Here is a 20,551-nt window from a genome sequence, read left to right as displayed (position 1 = left end):
CATATCGGGCGTTTGAGTCATTGTAGCGGTCACAGATGTCCGTTAGAAATTCAGCCGTCTGGGTTTCGTCTCTGGGTTTCGTCTCTGGGTTTCGTCACCCTTCCTGCTCCCGCCCGCCACTCTTTCTCCCCGTCTCCCGCTGTTTTTTTGGCAGATAAGCGGTTAAGTTTAAGCAGCAACGTTTCTTTCTACATGCGCCGGGCAGCTAACTTCTTGATCCGCCACTCCAATTCGGAAAAGGAGAACGGCTTCGTCACATAATCGGAGGCGCCCAGTTCAAAGGCGCGGTCCATGCTTTTCGGCAGCTGCTTGTCTGTGAGCACGATCACCTCACTGGAGTAGTCCCGGTTGATTTTATCAATCAACTGGAAGCCATCCACAATCGGCAGATTCAATTCCGTGATGACCAAATTCGGCATGGTTTGCTCGAATTTCTCCAGCGCTTCGCTCCCGTCTTGCGCTTCCTCCACCTTGTAACCGTTCATCTCCAGCCGAAGCTTGACGAACTCTCTGCTCACTTCGTCCGGATCGGCAATCAGAATAGAAGTAATCCCTTGCCGGATGCCCCGGTTCATGAATAGATGGATATCTCTGCTCTCTCCTTGCGCTTGCAGTGCCGTCTGGAGCAGCTGCGCCAGCGACTGTTCGGTCAGCTCCCCGCTCTCCGGGAAGCTGGCGACAACGATCTGCCCTTCGAGCAAGCTCTGGCGCTCCACAAATTCTTTGAGCATGAGCGACGCATAATGGGTGCCGATCAGCTTCTCCCCGGTCAGCACCACGCCGAGCAGGCCGTTCGGAACCAGGTGAAAGATTTCCATTGGAAATTTCGGCTCGAAGCCGCCCATATGACCTTGCAATTGTTCCATGGCCTTCTGGTTGAACGATGCGCATGGAGCCAGAATAACCCCGCACGAGGCGCCTGCTTCATAGGAAGCTTGGACACGCTGGGCCAATTGCGAGATGGCTTCCTGAATCGGATCGTGAACTAATACCGCCATATTCTCCACTCCTCTTTGTTTATGTTAATCCAGTCTATATATGTTGAAGGTCGGGTAAGGCAGTCGTGTGAAATGCGGGGCCCGAAAGCAGTCTTCGAGTCTCTAGAATCATTTCACACTTTTGCCTACTTCTCGCCTATTTATTGAAATTGGTTCGGACCATTGTGCCCCATGAGTTGTTGTTGCGCAGGAATTGGACATGGCCGCTTAGCCTCCACCATACGCCGATCTGGCGATAGCCTGCGAACATCAAGAAGGAATACAGGATAGTTTTGTTCAAATCGCTGAGCTTCGGATACCGGCCGAAGGCGGTCTCTTCAATGTACAAGGCCCCCAGGCTCAAGGTGAAACAGGAAAACAAATTCACCAGAGCAAAGACTAGCACGGTAGTCCAATCCGTCATGTTCAGCATCCAGTACCCCAATATGGCCAACATGCCGCCCAGACGGAAATACGGATTCAGCGTCTCGAACACGATGTTATAAGGAAGCGTCAGCAGCCCAAAAATTTTGTATTTCGGACGCATCACCATATGGATGCCTTCCTCAATCATGTTCTTCAGATTTCCCCGCCCCCAGCGCTTGCGCTGGCTGCTCAAAATCCGGTACGATTCAGGGGCTTGCGTCCAGCAGACGGCATCCGGGCAGAAGGCTACCCGATAAGGGATGTCATTCTCCAGGCAGTAGCGGTGAAGCTTGATGACAATGTTCATGTCTTCGCCGGGATAGCCCCCTCTGTACCCGCCGACCGCAATGACCTTGTCCTTCTGGAACACCCCGAATGCCCCCGATATGATGATGAGGCCATTGACGGAGCTCCAGCCGATCCTTCCGCCCAAGAAGGCTTTCAAGTATTCCACATGCTGCAGCGCCGGCAGCAGCTTGCGGGGAAATTTGACATCCTTGACGATCCCGTCTTCCACGGTGCAGCTGTTCACGATGCGGACGTTGCCGCCGACGGCAACAGTTTCCTCGGGATTTTCCATATATACCCGGGCAATTCTCGTTAACGCGTCCTTTTCCAATAAAGAGTCTGCATCTATAGTAGAGATAAGGTCATAATGGGAGAGATTGATGCCGGCATTCAGAGAATCGGCCTTTCCCCCATTCTCCTTATCGATTAAATAGAGATTCGGATATTCGGGGTTATGATAGACCCCTCTGATCTTCCCTGTCTGTATGCTGCTAGAAAGCACAGGATGAGTGAGCTCCAGCCTAAATTCATCGATCATGCGCTGCAGCGTATGATCCTGCGAGCCGTCATTGACGACGATCACCTCATACTCCGCATAATGGAGCGCAAGCAGCGATCTGACATTTTCGATTATCGTCACTTCCTCGTTATAAGCCGGGACTAAGATGGACACCGGCGGAGCATGGCCGGACAGCTTATGAATCCGGTTGTACCGGATGCCCCGCTTGATCGAAGCAATATGACGGATCGAAAACCCGAATATGAGATAAAGCAGCAGCGTAACGAATATGACATAATAAATGGCCGTGTAGCTGTAAAACAACAAGAACTCTCTTAGTGCCCCAAGCAATGTATCCGTGACCGCCTCATAATCAAAAGTCCACATTGGCGCGCAACCCTCCTATACCACCCGATACATTCGCGCATTTTGGCGAAACGCTTTGTCATAGGTGTACATCAGCGTGTTATATTGCGTAAGCTTGTTCAAATTGTGAAGCTGCATGGACAGCTGCCGCAGTTCCTCCTCGATCAAGTTCTGGAGGAAATTCCCGCGTTCCGTGCCCCGATTCGCCGCCGCACGCTCGCAAAGCGCCGCAACACCCCCTTCCCCCATTTTCAGCATCGCCTTGGCACACGCATAAACGACACGCTGGTCGGCGTCTGCCAAGCCGTCTCTCATTGGCTCCAGATACGCGGCACTTTTCATGTTCGCCATGGCATGGATAACCATCCGGCGAATCTCGAAATTCGCATGGCTTAGCAGCTTGCTGACTACATGCTTCGGGAGCAGGCGGGAGCTCTTCAGATACACATCCACCGCTTTCAGTTGAATATCCGCATGCCCGGAATCCATGAGCCGATAGACGGCGGCGGCAGCAGCCGGGTTCGTATACTCATTCAGTCCGATGAGCCCAATCCGTATGTACGCCGGATGCTCATGATTGACGTAATCCGTGTACAAGGAAGCTGTCTCCAGCTCTGTATCGGCAATGATGCTGACGACCAGCTCATCGTATTTCCTATTGTGCTGCAGCAGAACCTGGACCATGGCCCGGATGTCCTGCTCGTTGCGGGCACACTTGGCAAGCGCCCGGGCCACGACGAACAGCGCAGAATTGAGCGGATGCTCCTTCAGCATGTCCAGCAAAGCCGGCGCCGCCTCCTTCACTCTCATGCATCCCAGATGATAGGCGGCATCCAGCCTCGCCCGATAAGAGCGGCTGTTCAAGCGGGCGAGATGATGCTTCACGAAGCCCATATCCTCGCAAAGCCGGATCAGCTTCTGCCGCTGCTCGCCCGAGAAGCACTCTATCATATCGTTCAGCTTCTCCTGCATCGCCTCCCGCTCCACTAGATTCATTGTCCACGGCGGAACCCTTAACGGATCTGGGCCTTCCAGATTCGCTTGCACATAGGTCAAGTAATCCTTGAACTTCACTTGAAACCGGTCATGCAGCTTCTGCCTCTTGATATTTCTGAGCTTGATCGCGTAAAGAAATGCCATAAATAATAGGTTCAATGCAATGATGACGCATAGCGCCTGTATGGCTATGTGAAGATTCGTGTACACTCCCTAATCCCTCCTTTTCACTAGTGATTGCCCAGCGGGGCAGCCGTGTGCGGTCATTCTGCAACAGGACCCGCTATCTTCTCCATAGCCTCTTTCACAATCCAGTAGCTTTGCTTCGGCCGTTCTACATAATCGACGTTCTCCTCCCAGCGCTGCCAGGAGTAAATCGGCAGGCTGGAAACCGGATACGGATTTGCCGCGTCCGCCCCCTCCCGGCCTACCACTTCGCCGTCCTGCGCCATCCAGGGAACGATGCGAACGCCTTCTGCTTCCGTTGTGCCGAACACATTCCCGCTTGGGCCGTTGTAGTCGATGACGCTTAGGGAGCTGGGATCGCTGAATCCCATCAGCATCCAGGGAATGCGCATTTCCAGCACCTGACCCTGAACCTGCCACATCGCCTTCGAGTTATAGTCGGATCGAGACGGATCAGTGTATCCCCTCTCCAATTGTCCTGCCTCCACATCGCCGAACGGATAATCAAATCGGGAATCGGGATACTCCAGCCGATAATTCACCGCAAGCATCCAGGGCTTGAAAATCCCCGAATCGTCCAGCTTCTCCTTCGGATCGATCTCCGGCAATCCGGCGTGCTCATACAAACGGGCGTGAACATCATAATTGGAGGCGATCCACATGCGGCCCATCTCCTCGTCCGACAGCTCCATAAGCGTCTCCAGACCCTCATCCAAGGTCATTCCATGAAGCTGCGGCGCATGGCGGTTGCCTCCGGCGATCGTATCCACTCCGAAATAGACGCTTCGCCGGGACGGGTCAAAGGGCTCAGACAGCTTGGCCATCAGGTACAGGTACCCTTCGTCGTGCGTGACCCAGATTTCCTCGAAGCCGGGAGCCTGCACATCCAACCGCTGCTTCTCGTCAGCTCCCAGCTGCTCCCAATCCGACGCATCCCCGTCTATGAATAGGACATCGTCCTTGCCGGGGAACATCCCGAGCACCCCGAAAAACGATTCATTCGTCAGCGTGTTGTACCAAAAAGCGCGGCGATCCGGGTCGTCATAGTGCAGCGTGTTCCACGTCTTCTTGAACCATTCGTCCTGCCATGTGAACAAGATCGCTCCGGAATAGCCGGCACCATGAATTTGCTGCAACAAATCCGCATTGATCTCTCCCTGCTGCTGCTCGTTATGGCCGCCTTGATCGCGGCCCAGCATGCCCAGATGCGCTATGCCCAAGGAAGCCGGCACGCCGAATTCCGTAATCATGATCGGCATGTCGGAGGTAAACTCCTTTAACTTGTGCAAATATGCGGTGTAGCTGTCGATCTGTCCTTGGCTATTGGTCATCGTCTGATAGGTCGTGTCGAAGGCAAAGAAATCCGGGTAGTACGGATACACGTGATAGGAGGCGAAATACCCCGCTGCCCAATCCGTCGCTTCAATGTGTGCAGGATCGACGCTGACCATATCCTCTTCGAACAACGGCTCTCCCGGATGCTCCAAGGGATCAGTCGTCACCCAATTGGAAAAAGCGATCGGATGCTGCCAGCCGTACTGGATTTCCGCCTGCGCCGCCGTATCCACCATCAAGGCCAGCCACTTCTCGAAGGCGTTCGCCCCCGGCTTGCTGCGGAAGTGCTGCCCTTCATAGTCCGGGATATCCGCGTGCAGCTCGTTCGTCCGCTTCACCATATTCGGCTCCCATTCTGTACCGACAATCCAACCCATGAGATAAGGTCCCGCATTATAGGTGTAAGCGCCGGCAGCTTTGCCCGAATGCGGTTCGGGCGCAAGCGTCGTCTTCCCGTATACCGCCGCAACCGCGTCTCTAATCTCTTGCTCGAAGGCTTGCATGATCTCGGGATCGTAGGCATCCTGCTTGTCAATCAACTCCTCCTCGGGACTCCAAACTCCCTGGATCAAATACAATGGATTGTGCTGATTCGCTCTATTGTACTTAACCAGCGCTTCATAAAATTCGGGCTTCATGATCGTATAGACCCGAATGACATTCGCCCCCATTTCCTGGATCATGCGGAACCATCTCTCGTACTGCTCCTCCGTAATGGCCAATTCGCCGGGAAAGTGTCCCGGGATGGCTGCCCCCATATTGACCCCTTTGGCGAAGTAGGGCTTCCAGGCTTGATCCGCATACTCTTCCACTTGCGTACCATTGGTCCTGAACTTCACATGAATGCCGTCTGCAATCGTCGTGCCTTCAATTTTCACAAATAACGGACGCAGCCAATAGAAGAGCACGCCCGCTGCAATCACCAGGACCAGACCGAGCTTCCACCATAACTTGAACCGTCTGCCCATTCCATTCTCCTTCGCTAGTGTTTCTGCAAGCTTGAATCTGTCTGTGTTGTCATGGTACGACAGGAGGCCGCTGTTTGTCTGTTTTCTATCTGTTAAGCATTGTGATCGATAGAGAACAATTATGTGCCTGAAGTGAAATATGTTAGGAAAGTGTTAAATACTATGAGGAAACTGTGTTGTTCGACCACGGGGAAATCTATTTCAGAGGGAATTTGATGTACAACCGTTGAATATGGAGCCTTCAGAGACTTGATCTTATATCCTGACGAACTCTGGAGTACGTCCGGACATATGAAAAACTGCCCCGGCAGATCGATCTGCAGCGGGACAGTTATCAGCTTAAGAAGCAACAAGAAAAGAGGGTGCTCCCCTAAGAGATTACTCCAATTCAAAGGAAGCAAAACTTGCATTGCCAGTTCCCGTATACGTGAAGTACAAGGCTTGAATGCCGTCCGGGATAACGATATCCGCTGCGTACTCTTTCCATATATTCGTAAAGTCAACCGGTATCGTACCGAGAGCCGGACCGTCCCAGGAAGCCTTCACTTCAAACGCGCCTTTGCAATAGCCGCGCACCTTGATCTTGACTCTCTTGATCCCATCGCACTGGAAATACTTGAATCCGGCCGTGGCCGTATCCCTCATATTCGCGATATACCCGACTTCTTCATCCCCGTCTTTGCCATCCTGCGTGATCTTCGGGAATCGGCCGTCCATCCACGCGCCGAATGTGCCTGTATACATTTCTTCATCCTGACAGAACAAATTGCACGCCAGATACGCGGGATATTCACCGCGTCCAACAAGCGGCCCCCCATTGGGCCCGCATGACGTCATCTCGACTTGAGGAATCGTGCCATCCGCCCGAAATGCAATAGGCTCCATGCAGCCTTGTCGACAATAATGAGTTCCGTTCGTTTGTCTGTGATAAAAAATGTACCATTGCCCGCTGATCTCCACGATGCTGCCATGATTATTGCCACCGTAATACATAGGCTTGTCAGCCGGTTTATAGGAATCAATATGAAGATCGTTATTGCTTACAATAACCCCTTGGTACTCAAAGCCTTGGGTCGGGAATGAGCTCGTGGCGTAACACAATTCATGCATAGCGATCGACGAATAGATGAGATAGTATGTATCGCCTCTCTTGCGAATCGAAGGCGCCTCAAAAAACTCATGACCCTCGAATCCGCTGCCCTTGCCGTAAGGTTCGCTCGGCGCAACAATGACTGGCTCCTCCACAATCGTGAGCATATCCGGTCCAAGCACAGTAGCCATAGCGCCAGTTCTTGATGTATCCCCTATCGCACAAAATCCGGTATACAGGTAAGTGGTCTCGCCTTCTGTCATTACACCCGGGTCGAACTGAGGCTGGTCGCCCTCTTTCTCTCCCAGACGCGTGCCATCGGCATAGTGAACATAGCCGTAGAATTCATATTTGCCTGCCGGCGTATCGCAAACCGCTACGGATACGACGGGCACCTTGTCGAGAACATAGTACAAATAATATCGCCCGTCTGGACCCACAGTGACATCCGGCGCGTAAAGACACATGCTTCCGTCCGGATTAAGCGGATCATCGGTTTTCCTGTAAATGACGCCCTCGTACCGCCAGTCTCCCAGATTGTCCACCGGTGCCGACCAGCACACATAATCGTTCAAGCAAAAAGCGTGCCCGTTAAATCGATCATGAGAGCCATAGACATACACTCTATCGTGAAACACATACGGCTCTCCATCAGGGATATATTCCCATGATGGCAGATACGGATTCAATCCTTGCTTCTTCAATGTACCATCATCCCTTCTTGACTCCATGATTGGTATATTCCTCTCATCATCTGCCTATTTGCTCGTTATAGTATAATTATATTACCTTCATATGAATCATTCTTCGATATTATTGCTCATTATTAGCACAATATTATGATCCACTTCTCTCCCCTTTTGTGTTCTAGCTTGATATAGTAAGTATAAGCACCCAATAGAAATCCACGATCGACAAGGAAGTGGTTGTATTGTACGAATTTCGCTATTACGAGAATAAGAGACACGGGCGACCCGACTTCCCATTCGACATCTATAAGGTTGCGCTCGATAAGAACATACAACAAATCATGCCGATTCATTGGCATGATGAGATGGAAATTATTTTCTTGGATCAAGGACATGCTGTCTTTCGGATTGAAGACAGAGAGTTCCCTCTGCAAGCGGGAGAAGCGCTCATTGTTCATCCCGGGGAACTCCACAGCGGCTATAACCATCAATTAACCGCAGTCACCTATTACGCCATTGTGTTCAAGCTTTCCTGGATTACTTCCAATCATCCGGAACAAGCCTTCGAGCTTGCGCTCTCTTCCTTGATCAACCATAACGAACAATTCCCGGCATACTTATCCCTTTCCACTAACTCGCATGTCCAACTCCTATCACGCATCAAACACATGCTGCACAAATTCGAACACAAGCATGCCGGGTACGAGCTGGGGTTAAAAGGGTTGCTGCTCATGCTGTTTTCAGATATATATGAGCATGGCTTGATCGAAACAGGAACGGCACTGACAACCGGGCAGCGTTCCGAAGCCCGGGCGTTAATCAAGCAAGTCTTGAACTTTATGGAAACGCACTCCAGCGAAAAGATCGAATTGGATCAATTGGCAGCCGTCATTTCATTAAGCCGATCGCATTTTTGCAGATTCTTCAAAACCCAAACCGGCATGAGACCAATGGAATATCTGAACTACATACGCGTGAACAGAGCAGCAAATTTGCTGCGATCTGGGACATGCAGCGTATTGGAAGCGGCTGTAGAATCGGGCTTCCAACATCCTAGCTACTTTACGAAGTGGTTCAAAAAAATACATAACATGACACCTTCGGCATACAAAGCGCTCTATTCGTCGGGAATCTAAGTCGCTTCAGCCCATGTCCACTGCATCGTTATGGGTCAGCAGCCGATGCGCGTTCAAGTATTCCCCTTAGTTCTCAATCAGCTGCTTTCGATTAGTCGTTAGCGGCGGCTGTTCGAGCCATTTCCGCTCCACCACCATGTCGTATGTATCCTTCGCATACGCCATCACCTCGGCTATGATTTTGGTATAGTGCGCCACGAGATCAGTCCGCATCGATAAAGACAGGGCATGGGAAATCAGCAGGATGTCTACCGAGTTCAGAATATGGATCATGGACATGATTAGCTTGTCTGAGAATGGAGACACATTCGACGACGTAACCTCCATGCTCACGGTTACCGTTCCGAGCAAATCCTCCTGCATCAGAAGAGTGTTAAACAATTCGATTTGTTCTTCGCTGATTTTTTTGCCCCGGATGACCAAATCCTTTATTTTCTTATCTTCGATCACTTGCGCGAATCCCAGCATCACAATAACGGAAAAGTAGTTCCGCTCAATATTGAAAAATATTTCGGACAATTCAATCGCGTTCAGCGGACGCTTCGAGCCAAATAATCCGTCGAGGAACGAGGTTTTTTCCACGAACTCGATCTTGTCAGGGTAGTTCATTTTGGGCGGACGATCATAGATCCCTTTCTCCAGCATCAGGCGAACGGCCTTGCCGAACATCTCAGTAGACGAATGGATACATTCGTTGAAAAAATCCAGCACATCGAGACGAACGTTATTGGATGCGGTAAAAGCGAAGTTAATCATGCCCAACCGATTCATCATGTAGATAAAACTGAGGGTGAACGTATCGTGATAAAGCTGAGGGGCGGCCAAATTTATATCGGCGTCGGAGAACCCCGCGGGTACCGGGAAATTTTCGGCCAGGAAGAACGCTTTTATTTTATCCAATCGGTCTTGCGTAATGCTCATAGCCTCTTCTGCCAACGGGACGATTTGCCCATCCTGCAGATGATGCAAGAAATAGGTGAGGAAGCACTTGGTCATGCTTTCTTGTATATACACGCCCCAGAGGCCCCCAATTTCCGTACAGCTTAATTCGATATTCGTCGGTTTCACTTGAGGTTTCTGAAAAGTCATGAACTCCCTCCATCGTGCAATGGTTTGTTGTCGATTCTTAGTATCTGACTTCATTGACAGTTTATTCATGCCTTTGTGCCGTCCCCAGTGAGGCCTCTTCTCTCCTTTGACTTCTAAGAAGACAATTGGGCAGAAAAACTCGTTGACACGGCTTGCGCGTGTTTGCTACTATATCGTGGTAACTGACGACCGTTCGTAAGGAGGAGCGCATGTCTCATCAATCCATCAAAGAAGTGGCACTTCATTTATTTGCCGCCAACGGATATGAGGGCACATCCCTTGCCGATATAGCCAGCCAGGTAGGCATCAAAAAACAATCGATCTATACGCATTTCGAGGGGAAAGACGATCTGTTCTTGCAAGTGTTGGAAGAAACCTTTGCAGTTGAACTGGATCGGGAAAGAGCTTATTTCCAATCCAACTATGATAAACCGCTCAAGGCGTTTTTGTGGGACGCGCTGCAAAGCTTTATTCATCGGTTTGACCATGACGACCGACTAAAGTTTTGGCTGCGCAATGCCTTTCTTCCCCCCAGTCATCTATACGAGGAAGTCATAGCTTATTTGTATCGATACTTGGATCAAGTAGACCGCCTGTACCTGGATCGGTTTCAACACGCTTCGCACCAACAGGAATTGAAGCAGGATCCCGCTGTAGCGACAACGGCTTTTTCAGCTTTAGTAGACGCGATTGGCGTGGAAATGATATATGGGGACGAGGCACGCACGGAACGAAAATTACATGCATCTTGGCAAGTCTTTTGGATGGGTATCTCCAACCATGATGGCACTTCCAAGAATTAAGGGAGGATACTCATGTATCACGCAGATACACTAAGGGAGAAAATTCGCCTATTCCTGACGATCCTATGGCCGATTCTGATTACGCAAATCAGCTTATCGGCCATGAATCTGGTTGACACCATGATGTCCGGCCGAGTGGGAACAGACGACCTTGCCGGCGTGGCGATCGGGTCCAGTCTCTGGGTGCCTATCTTCACGGGCATGAACGGCGTCATGCTGGCAATCACACCGATCATTGCCCATTTCATGGGAGCGAATGAGCGTCATAAAATCCATAATACGGTCACACAAGCGCTGTACCTTGCCATTATTATTGGCATCGGCATTATAGGCATAGGAGGATTGGCCCTTAACCCGATCCTGAACCTGATGGAGCTTGATCCGAGTGTCAGGCATATTGCCTTTCATTATTTAGTCGGGCTGTCGATTGGCATTATCCCCTTGTTTCTTTCGAATGTCATTCGCAATTTCTTCGACGGACAAGGCTATACGCGAATAACGATGTGGATTACGGTGTTGGCGTTGCCTTTTAATGTTCTATTGAACTATTGCTTAATTTTCGGTCATTTCGGGCTGCCAAAGTTAGGTGGAATTGGTGCGGGGTATGCAACAGGGATCACCTTCTGGATCATTCTGATCGTCAGCATGGTCATGACCTTCAAGGTCGAATCGGTGAAAGCCTATCGCCTATTCGTTCAATGGGTGAAGCCATCCGTACAGGCTTGGAAAGAGCAGCTGTCCATCGGGATTCCCATTGGCATGTCGATTTTTTTTGAAGCAAGCATCTTCTCCGTCGTTACTTTATTAATCGGGAGTATGTTCGCAACCACTATCATTGCAGCCAACCAGGTCGTGATGAACTTTTCTGCCATGCTGTTCATGGTGCCGTTGAGCATCTCGATGGCCATCACGATTGTAGTGGGCTACTCCATTGGCGGTGAACGATTCAAGTCAGCCAAGCAATATTCCCTTATTGGTGTGCTTGGCGCCGTTGGATTTGTTGCTGTGGGGGCTGTGGGTATGTATATATTCAAAGAAGACATTGCCTCCCTCTACAGCTCTGATCCGGATGTGATCCATGTCGCGGCGCAGCTATTTATCTTTGCGATTATCTTCCAATTGTCCGATGCTTTGCAAGCCAGTCTGCAGGGTGTCCTGCGAGGCTACAAGGATGTCACAGTAGCCTTTTATATCGCCCTTGTCGCCTATTGGCTAGTGGGGATTCCTTCCGGTTACTTGCTTGCGGCCTTTACTGAGCTTGGTCCGGCCGGCTTCTGGGTGGGCATCACCATCGGCTTAACCGGAGCGGCCGTCGGCTTCTTCGTCCGCTTGCAGATTATTTATCGAAACCGGAAGGCGAAGGCGCATCTATCTGCAGATGGCCATTAGGCAGGAATGTACAACAGAATAACAACAGGTTTTCTAGGGTTCCGCAGGAAGTGCCGCTGGTCTGGTCCGAGAGAAAACCCGCAGCTTGAGCAGCTGTGACACGGAAGGATAAAAGCCTGGGAGATACCTGCGAAAAGCAGGATTATTTCTCGGGCTTATTTGTTACTATACAGATCTGCTGAGGAACATCCAAGGAGGACAGCATTCATGAACAGAACGTGGATATCCGTCATCATTGCAGCTTTATTCGAAGTGTGCTGGGTCATTGGCCTAAAGCATGCTAGCCACTTGTGGGAATGGGCAGGAACGGCAGTTGCGATTGTCATAAGCTTTTATTTGATGATCAGGGCGTCTCGCTACCTGCCAGTAGGCACCGTATACGCGGTGTTCGTTGGCCTGGGTACAGCCGGAACGGTCGTAGCCGATATCTTGTTGTTCGATGCGCAAGCTCATCTTTTGAAATTGGTATTGATCGCGCTCCTGCTCATCGGCGTGATCGGGTTGAAGCTGCTTAGCGAGGACAAGGAAGAGGTGAGCCGTTCATGAGCTGGTTTTATCTAGTCTTGGCTGGCGTGTTTGAAATGATCGGCGTCTTGCTGATTAATCATTTCAATCAAGCTCGCAACTGGCAGTCCTTGTTGATGATGGCATTGGGGTTTGGCCTAAGCTTCGTATTCTTGTCTTTAGCTATGCAAACCTTGCCGATGGGAACGGCTTACGCCGTATGGACGGGAATCGGCGCATCCGGAGGCGCGATTCTCGGCATGGTTGTGTACAAGGAGCCCCGCAGTGTTCTGCGGATTCTCTGTATTGGGTTGGTTCTCGGTTCTGCTGTCGGTCTAAAACTCGTCAGTTGATAATCCGGAACACCCGAAGCAGGGATTGCCCGTTAAGAGCAATCCCTGCTTATTCTGGATATTCTCATGTATTAGATCTAACGAAGAATCCATTCTCGCAGGATCTTCCCCAGACTCCTCCAGACACCTCCAGACTCTCTCTTAGACTCACCTTAAAATTCTCCAGAGCTCAATGCAAGAAAAGCATGATCATCGTTGATGCAAATCTTATCCTGCGGTATTTGTGTCAAGATGCAGAACATTTTATTGATGAAGCCAGTGATAAAACAGTGATTGTTCCCACTTCGGCTATGGTATCATTTTCGTAGATTGATAGGCCAACAGATGTTTCAATATGGAGATTTCTTGCAATAATTGCTCGCCGACATTGGTTTCGAGTACCTTCTTCCGCTCTAGCTCTTCATCCACCAATCTTCTGACAGATAAGACGTCTGTTCCATTCTGCAAGACCTCTTCCTTGGATGTGAACTTCTTATGGGCAACCAGCTGCATGCCGAATGAATTATAAAGCAATGTGTAACCGGCAATCCCTGTTGTCGACTGATAAGCCTTGGAGAAGCCTCCGTCAATGACAATCATCTTCCCACCCGCCTTCACCGGATTCTCGCCTTCGATTTCCTTCACGGGGGTATGGCCGTTAATGATATGTCCTTGCTCAGGGTCCAGATCGAAATCCGTTAAGATCTTTCGGCAGATTTCTTCCCGCTCACGCAAATAATAGTAAGGATTTTTTCTCTCTTTATGCGTCTGTTTCTCCTGGATGAAGTACCTTTCAAAAGTGGTCATTTCTCTCTTTCCGAAGAGGGAGGAATATTCCCCCGTCCACAAATACCAAACCATATCAGTTGCCAGGTCGTCTGTTTCCTCCGGATGCGCAAAGGCATGCCTGACATAGCGCTCGAATACATCCAGCAGCTCTCGACCAGCGTAGGTTTGACCTTCGATCTGCATCGTTTCCATATTGCCTTCTTCATCTAACGGAATACAGCCGTGAATGAGCAAGTTGCCGTTATACCTCAAATACAAACTGCCCTTCTTCATCAAAAAATGCATATGTCTCGCCAGCTTCTCCGAATGCTGCACCGAGAACAACAGCTTGTCGATAACCTGCTCCTCTTCTTCCAATAGCCGGGCTGGCTGGCTGGGATCAACCGTCGCAAAGCACGTATGTTCGAGCGGATAGGTCTGGCCGCGAATCGTGATTTGGTTGCGCGCATAATCGACCTTCTCCAGCAACAGTCTCTCTTCCATGCGAAAGCTCGGACGTCTCTTGATGATCGGACTTTCCAGCTTGAACTGAATTATCGCAATCGCTTGATGGATTTTCGTAATTTGCAGCTGTTCATAATCCGAAAGTTGATCGTCAGCTTGCAGCTTCGGCCGGAAAGCAGGGTTGTCTCCGTAATATTTCTCCGCAAGATTCAGCAGCGGTCTAAGATTGATGCCGTACACATCCTCAATAATATCCAGGTTCGCATAGCGCGCACAAATCCGGATGATATTGGCCAGACATACCTTCGATCCGGCGAAGGCTCCAATCCACAACACATCATGATTGCCCCACTGAATATCAACCGAATGGTAGTTGATCAGCGTATCCATAATTTTATCCGGATCGGGGCCCCGGTCATAGATATCGCCTACAACATGAAGATGGTCCACCACCAGCCTCTGGATCGTATAAGCCAGACCGATAATGAGCTTATCCGCCTGTCCGAGCGAAATAATCTGCTGGACGATCTTCCTATAATATTGCTGTTTATTGGAGTACTCCTCTGTTTTGTACAACAACTCTTCAATGATGAACACAAATTGCTTCGGCAATGCCTTGCGCAATTTACTGCGAGTGTACTTCGAGGAAGCATAAGGGATAAGCCTGATCATCTGTTCCATGATTTGCGCATACCATTCATGGAGCTCTTGTTCATGATTGAAGCTGTTCTTGATCAGCTTTACTTTATCTTCCGGATAATACACCAAGGTAGCAAATTCCGTGATCGCTTCCTCCGACAATTCATTCTTGAAGATATCTCTGATCTTCTCCTTGACTTTGCCCGCCCCGTTCCGCAGCACATGCTGGAAGGCGTGGTACTCCCCGTGCAGGTCACTGACGAAATGCTCTGTCCCCTTCGGCAGATTCAGAATCGCTTCGAGGTTAATAATCTCCGTCACGATTTCTTCCTCGCTGTCATATCGCTCAGCCAACAGATCCAATATTTTTGTATTCACTGTATCCCAATCCCCTCTTTCTTCCACCCGCGTACCCATATTTGCCCCTCTTAAGGGGCCTCTCCTGATACTATCTATTATATAACATCCGGCCTTCGGCAATGGTTTGATAATTTTCGTATATAAAAAATCAAGTCATCCACAAATTTTGCTGATACTATGTACATGTGAAGGAGGGAAACGCATGCTGCAGCCATTCAATCAACTGATGGACTACATTGAAGCGCATTTGACGGAGGAAATCTCCGGGAAAGACATAGCAACAATCGTAGGCATGTCAGATTATCATTTCAAGCGAATGTTCTCGTATATGGCAGGGATGTCGTTGCAAGCGTATATCAAGAACAGGAGATTATCCGTTGCCAATGTGGAACTCATCAACGGAGCCAAGGTGACCGATGTGGCCTACAAATATGGCTTTCAATCGGTTGAAGGATTTTCAAGAGCCTTTCGCGAGTGGAGCGGTTTCTTGCCATCTGAAGTAGCAAAGAACCACATTCAAAAAACATTTCCCAAATTTACATTCTTTATCGATATAAGAGGAGGCGTCTCCATGGAATTCAAATTGGAAAAGAAAGAGAAGTTCCACATCGTAGGCGTATCGAAGCGCGTGCCCATTCAATTCGAAGGAGAAAATCATGCGATCATCGAACTGGCCCAGTCCATTACCGAACAGCAGCGAAAGGAGATGCATCAATTAGCCGATCTATACCCGCATCAAGTCCTGAATGTCTCTTATGATTTCGACGATGGGTACTTGGAGGAAAAAGGCTGCCTTACCCATATGATCGGTTTCGCCACGACCCAAGACAATCCGTTCGATGACTTGGAACAGCTTGCGATTGAGGAGAGCTTATGGGCGATATTCCCCAATCAAGGGCCATTCCCTGCCACGCTCCAAGAAACGACCGCCAAGATTTATGCGGAATGGCTGCCTTCTTCCGGCTATGAAGCAGCGGATCTGCCCGGGATTTCCTTCACCAAGTTCGGGGATAGTTCGGACAATGTATACAGCGAGATTTGGATGGCGGTGAAAGAAAAGAAGGTCTAGGGAGATACAGAAGGACGCCAGGGACTCCCTGGCGTCTTCTGCGCTACTTAGCTCCCTGACCTGCCCGGCGCAATACTTTTCATCGCTCCCTTAGAAGACGCAGCGTTTCTTCAAGGCCTTGCCTGTACGGAGTTGCTGGTATAGGGCCTATGCGCTTCTCATATTTTTCTCCGCTCAACACAAATCCTTTCTCTGTCAGGTACATGATCTCAACTACTTCCCTCATGAACGGATCAAACAACCCGAGACAACGAATGGCATGTTTCGTTAGAGGGAGAACCAGCTTTCGACTTCCTGTCACTTCTCGAGCGATCTGGATGATTTCTTTGCCTGAAATCAACCCCGCTCCGGGTATGTGCCAGTTCTCTCCATATGCATCCTCTCGTTCTGCAAGATTCACAATCATCTTGGCTGCATCCGGCAGATAGACATATTCACGAGGGGTGTTTAAGTTCCCTATAAAAATCGTTGTTTTACGGGCGGCCATCCCTTCCAAAGTTGGCTGCAGGTAAGACTGCTGCGAGGTCGCCCCGTAGTAATCGGGAAGTCTCGCGATTAATGGTTTGGCATTTGCCCACTGATCGCTGAATATGAGACGTTCAAAGTCCAGCTTTACCTTCCCCTTCTTCGTATGCGGTTGTTTGGGATGGTTCTCATCGCCTTTCGCCACCTGATATCCATAAACATAGATTCCATCTACAATGACGATCTTCTTGGCTAGCATATTTGCTGCTTTCATCACACTTTCTCCCAACGGAAGGAGTTTTTCTTCCATATCGGTATAATTCACACCGACACACAGAAAGATCACTTCCGCTGCGCTTGCCGCGTCTACAATCGATTGACAATCAAATGCATCGCCCAATCGATATGACAATTGTGGATGGAAATGATGTGCTTTCATGAAATCCTTCAATTTCGATTCAGAACGCCCAAAAGCAGTGACCTCGACCTCTCTTGCCAGTAATTCCGATACAATAACCTGTCCTGTCCCGCCAGTAGCACCCAATACAATCGCTGATTTCATAGTATAACCGCCTCCATTTAGTGATTGATTAATAAATAATTGATAATGAACATGCTCCCCGAACCTTCACGCTTCAAGCCGGGCTTGCTTTACCGATGAGGGAAGAAGGTTTCGCTGGTTATTTATTTATTGATTGAACAATAACTAGTTAAGCCCTCCTTACATGTCTCGATGACACAAACATCACATGAGAAGCATCATTCACCCCTCAGGGAATTGATTGATCAATTACATGTGATCAATGAAAATAATACCCCACTCGACTTTAGTGTTGAGCGGGTTGGGGATGAAACAGCTCAGGCAGCTCCAAGAAATAAGAGATGTTGCACAAGATCCCTCTCGCTATGAAGGTAGTTACCTCGCTCTCAGCATTCTCGATCCCCGCCGTTTTGAATCTATCCAATACATAGCTTCTTAGACGGGACAATCCCTCCTTCGTGCAATTTCGAATCGCTTCTTCTGTTACTGCAAATCCGATCACCTGCAAAGCAATTTCATTAGGATGCAAGACAGACAACTCTTCGTAGGCTTGAACCATATTGACGACCAGTTGATCAGGATCCGATTCCACACTCTTAAAAGCTCGAAGAATCCGTTCAAATGCCCGATCTAAAGCTGCGATGAACAATTCCTCCTTAGTCGAGAAGAACCGGAAGATATACGGTTGGGATATCCCTGCTTTTTCTGCAATAAGTGCAGTGGTTGTATTGTAATAACCATGTTGCGCGAATACTTCCAACCCCGCCTCAATAATCTCCTCCTTACGATCTGTTGATTTCGACCTAGCCATCCATAGAACCCCCTGAATTTTTATTTATTGATCAATCACATTATATCGAGTTAGCCTGCTCTACGCAAGACATATTCTGCGACTGGCCATTGAAATATCCGTTAATTGCGCTGTATTCACGATGCTCTTTAGCACAATCTCTTACTGCATTATATACGGTGACAGAAATATCTATCTATGCCTGCCGGGAGCCTTGGCGTCTTCTGTGTTACTTGCAGCTTTAACGGACACGCATGTCCGCTAGAGGGCATATACACCGTTCATTGGCATTGTAACGGACACGCATGTCCATTAGCGCAGAATAGACGGGGCAATACGACGATTTTTGGACTCTAATGGACAGCAGCGACCGTTAGAAAATCGAAAGGGCGTTTTTCTCGCTCTAACGGACACGCATGTCCGCTAGAGGGCGTACAGACGTTCATTGGCATTGTAACGGACACGCATGACCATTAGCCCAGAATGGACGGGGCAATACGACGTTTTGGGGACTCTAATGGACAGCAGCGACCGTTAGAAAATCGAAAGGGCGTTTTTCTCGCTCTAACGGACACGCATGTCCGCTAGAGGGCGTACACGACGTTCATTGGCATTGCAACGGACACGCATGTCCGCTAGATGATCCCAAGTGTCTAACACCTGACATATTTGCGTTTGAAACCCAACTGCCCTTTTTCTTTGGCCTTTTGAATCGTTTCAGAGGCGTTTAGGAGTTTGCTCTTCTTCTTATCCTGATTGACCTCGACTGGACCTACTTCCTTCGCGGTCTCGACCGCCAGATCATGGAGCGGCAGGTAAGAGATGCCCACTGTATAGATGAACTGATTCATCGCGTATTTGGCTCGTTCGGGAGCATCATGAATCGTATGCTTCACCTTCTCCAGCATCTTGGCAATTTTGTCTTCCGAAAACTCATGGTCCGGGCGATTGCCCAACAACCAACAGTAACAGCTCCAGCCCCCCGACATGCGCAACTCTTCTCCGCTTGCGATCCACTTGTCCGCCACTTCTTGTGCAATATCGGCTTCTGCCAAGGTGACGGCAACCACATAATCCGACAGCATATAAAAATAAGCCGCATCCATCCATCGATCGAAATCCGCTTCCGCCATCGCTTTCGGGTCTGCAATGATCCCGGCAAAATACATGGCGTCGTAGTTCCCTGTGGCATAGAGCTCCTCAGCAAGCGCTTGATTGATTTTGATCTTCTTGACTATCGGTTTCATAGCGCCTGTGGCCACCCCAAACAACGGCTCGCGCGCACCATTGGACATGTATATCTTCTTCGTCCGTTCCTTGCCCAGCGCTTCCAACTCCTGCATGACCATTTCCGCATTCATTATCCGTCACTTCCTTCATTCATTGTTCATAGCTCCGGCAATTGCGAGATAAGGGGCATCCTCCCTATTCATTATTCTCTATTATAGAAAATGAAACCTCTTCCGGCTTATACATTTTAGATCCTGTGGATTACAGTTGGTCGAACAGGCTTGTCTGCTATCGCGTTCGTGATGTAGTCACTCTCGTCATGTCGTACAGTTACCAGAACCATGAACCGTTCTCGTTCAACCCTCATTCTGCTTGCCCGTTCGTGCAGGCACTTGGCTACCCCATGCTCCAGCGTTGTGTCTTCTTGGCGGTAATGGCGGAGAATTTCTGTTCAACCGCTCCCCGCTTCGATCCATTGTTCGAGAAAAAATCCCCTTATTTCAGAAACTTGCTTTTGCCCAATTCACTCGATCAGACGATAACGAATGCGAAGCTTTGCATGTTAAAAAGAGGCTGCCCATTCGTTGAGCAGCCTCCTCCATTACTTATCAGTTTTGTTCCAGCATGCCAAGCAGCATGACGACCGCTTCCGCCCGCGTGGCCGTGTCGTTCGGCGCGAATTGGTTGCCGCCTCGACCGCTGACAATGCCCAGCTTGCGGATCGCTTCCACAGCGCCCTTCGCCCAGTTCGGAATGTCTTCGTCATCGGCGAAGCCTGTTTGCCCATTCGCGTCAACACGCGCCTTCAACGCCTGGGCTATCATCGATGCCATCTCCGCCCGGGTAATCTTCGCATCGGGCCGGAAGCTGCCGTCCTCGTACCCGCTGACGATTCCCGCTTCCACGGCAAGCGCTGCCGCACCTTTGGCCCAGGAGCCAATCTGATCTTGATCTTGGAAATGAAGCGCCGCGCCTGCTCCGTCCAATTTCATTGCGCCCGCCAGCATCACTATAAATTCGGCGCGCGTAACCGGATGGTTGGGCTTGAAGCTTCCGTCCGGATACCCTGCAACGATTCCATCCACTACGGCTTTCTTGATGCTTGCTTCCGCCCAATGTCCGGAAATATCGCTGAACGCCATCTCTGGCTT

General features: G+C 49.6%; 17 protein-coding genes and 1 riboswitch. Of the genes, 6 read left to right on the top strand and 11 right to left on the bottom strand.

What is annotated here, in order from left to right:
- Positions 1-188 precede the first annotated feature (188 nt).
- The 5 genes from XYCOK13_RS21545 to XYCOK13_RS21525 all read right to left on the bottom strand — a co-directional run bounded on the left by XYCOK13_RS21545 (position 189) and on the right by XYCOK13_RS21525 (position 7,862).
- Positions 189-998, bottom strand: a complete 810-nt coding sequence (locus XYCOK13_RS21545; protein WP_213414314.1) for a response regulator transcription factor — start codon at positions 996-998, stop codon at positions 189-191.
- A 136-nt stretch (positions 999-1,134) separates the two neighbouring features.
- Positions 1,135-2,577, bottom strand: a complete 1,443-nt coding sequence (locus XYCOK13_RS21540) for a glycosyltransferase family 2 protein (RefSeq protein WP_213414313.1) — start codon at positions 2,575-2,577, stop codon at positions 1,135-1,137.
- 15 nt (positions 2,578-2,592) lie between these two features.
- The gene (locus tag XYCOK13_RS21535) at positions 2,593-3,762 is read right to left on the bottom strand and encodes a HEAT repeat domain-containing protein (protein WP_213414312.1); all 1,170 of its coding nucleotides are present in this window, start codon (positions 3,760-3,762) and stop codon (positions 2,593-2,595) included.
- A gap of 53 nt (positions 3,763-3,815) precedes the next feature.
- Positions 3,816-6,041, bottom strand: coding sequence for a hypothetical protein (locus XYCOK13_RS21530; protein WP_213414311.1), 2,226 nt, complete (start codon positions 6,039-6,041; stop codon positions 3,816-3,818).
- 378 nt (positions 6,042-6,419) lie between these two features.
- Positions 6,420-7,862 (bottom strand): family 43 glycosylhydrolase, encoded by a 1,443-nt coding sequence (locus tag XYCOK13_RS21525; RefSeq protein ID WP_244865303.1) that lies wholly within the window; start codon positions 7,860-7,862, stop codon positions 6,420-6,422.
- Positions 7,863-8,062: 200 nt separating this feature from the next.
- Between XYCOK13_RS21525 and XYCOK13_RS21520 the strand changes: the two genes are divergently transcribed.
- Complete coding sequence (locus tag XYCOK13_RS21520) at positions 8,063-8,956, top strand: AraC family transcriptional regulator (RefSeq protein ID WP_213414310.1); 894 nt, start codon at positions 8,063-8,065, stop codon at positions 8,954-8,956.
- A 66-nt stretch (positions 8,957-9,022) separates the two neighbouring features.
- Here the strand turns inward: XYCOK13_RS21520 and XYCOK13_RS21515 are convergent, their stop codons facing one another.
- A complete protein-coding gene (locus XYCOK13_RS21515) occupies positions 9,023-10,045 on the bottom strand; it encodes a DUF3231 family protein (protein WP_213414309.1) in 1,023 nt (340 codons plus the stop codon).
- 209 nt (positions 10,046-10,254) lie between these two features.
- Here XYCOK13_RS21515 and XYCOK13_RS21510 point away from each other — a divergent pair, with 209 nt between their 5' ends.
- The 4 genes from XYCOK13_RS21510 (at position 10,255) to XYCOK13_RS21495 (ending at position 13,094) form a co-directional block, all read left to right on the top strand.
- Positions 10,255-10,848 (top strand): TetR/AcrR family transcriptional regulator, encoded by a 594-nt coding sequence (locus XYCOK13_RS21510; RefSeq protein ID WP_213414308.1) that lies wholly within the window; start codon positions 10,255-10,257, stop codon positions 10,846-10,848.
- A gap of 12 nt (positions 10,849-10,860) precedes the next feature.
- Positions 10,861-12,237, top strand: coding sequence for an MATE family efflux transporter (locus XYCOK13_RS21505; protein ID WP_213414307.1), 1,377 nt, complete (start codon positions 10,861-10,863; stop codon positions 12,235-12,237).
- Positions 12,238-12,259: 22 nt separating this feature from the next.
- A riboswitch (guanidine-I (ykkC/yxkD leader) is annotated at positions 12,260-12,362 on the top strand.
- Positions 12,363-12,444: 82 nt separating this feature from the next.
- The gene (locus XYCOK13_RS21500; RefSeq protein WP_213414306.1) at positions 12,445-12,783 is read left to right on the top strand and encodes a DMT family transporter; all 339 of its coding nucleotides are present in this window, start codon (positions 12,445-12,447) and stop codon (positions 12,781-12,783) included.
- Complete coding sequence (locus XYCOK13_RS21495) at positions 12,780-13,094, top strand: DMT family transporter (RefSeq protein ID WP_213414305.1); 315 nt, start codon at positions 12,780-12,782, stop codon at positions 13,092-13,094. The genes XYCOK13_RS21500 and XYCOK13_RS21495 overlap by 4 nt, the downstream gene beginning before the upstream one ends.
- 288 nt (positions 13,095-13,382) lie before the next feature.
- Here the strand turns inward: XYCOK13_RS21495 and XYCOK13_RS21490 are convergent, their stop codons facing one another.
- Positions 13,383-15,323: a fructose-1,6-bisphosphatase gene (locus tag XYCOK13_RS21490; RefSeq protein ID WP_213414315.1), complete on the bottom strand. Its 1,941-nt coding sequence runs from the start codon at positions 15,321-15,323 to the stop codon at positions 13,383-13,385.
- Positions 15,324-15,507: 184 nt separating this feature from the next.
- Here XYCOK13_RS21490 and XYCOK13_RS21485 point away from each other — a divergent pair, with 184 nt between their 5' ends.
- Entirely contained in the window at positions 15,508-16,374 is an 867-nt protein-coding gene (locus tag XYCOK13_RS21485) for an AraC family transcriptional regulator (RefSeq protein ID WP_213414304.1), read from the top strand.
- A gap of 79 nt (positions 16,375-16,453) precedes the next feature.
- Here XYCOK13_RS21485 and XYCOK13_RS21480 read toward each other — a convergent pair whose 3' ends face one another.
- The 4 genes from XYCOK13_RS21480 to XYCOK13_RS21465 all read right to left on the bottom strand — a co-directional run.
- The gene (locus tag XYCOK13_RS21480) at positions 16,454-17,401 is read right to left on the bottom strand and encodes an NAD(P)H-binding protein (protein WP_213414303.1); all 948 of its coding nucleotides are present in this window, start codon (positions 17,399-17,401) and stop codon (positions 16,454-16,456) included.
- A 265-nt stretch (positions 17,402-17,666) separates the two neighbouring features.
- Positions 17,667-18,191, bottom strand: coding sequence for a TetR/AcrR family transcriptional regulator (locus XYCOK13_RS21475; RefSeq protein WP_213414302.1), 525 nt, complete (start codon positions 18,189-18,191; stop codon positions 17,667-17,669).
- Between the two features lie 632 nt (positions 18,192-18,823).
- On the bottom strand, positions 18,824-19,531 hold the full coding sequence (locus XYCOK13_RS21470) for a DNA alkylation repair protein (RefSeq protein ID WP_213414301.1): 708 nt from the start codon (positions 19,529-19,531) through the stop codon (positions 18,824-18,826).
- Between the two features lie 477 nt (positions 19,532-20,008).
- Positions 20,009-20,551 (bottom strand): S-layer homology domain-containing protein (locus XYCOK13_RS21465; RefSeq protein WP_213414300.1); only part of this gene is annotated, 543 nt, incomplete at its 5' end.

The organism is Xylanibacillus composti, assembly GCF_018403685.1.
Classification (GTDB): Bacteria; Bacillota; Bacilli; order Paenibacillales; family K13; genus Xylanibacillus; species Xylanibacillus composti.
The sequence above is the reverse complement of the archived record's forward strand: the minus strand, read 5'-3'. Positions and strand labels throughout refer to the sequence as shown.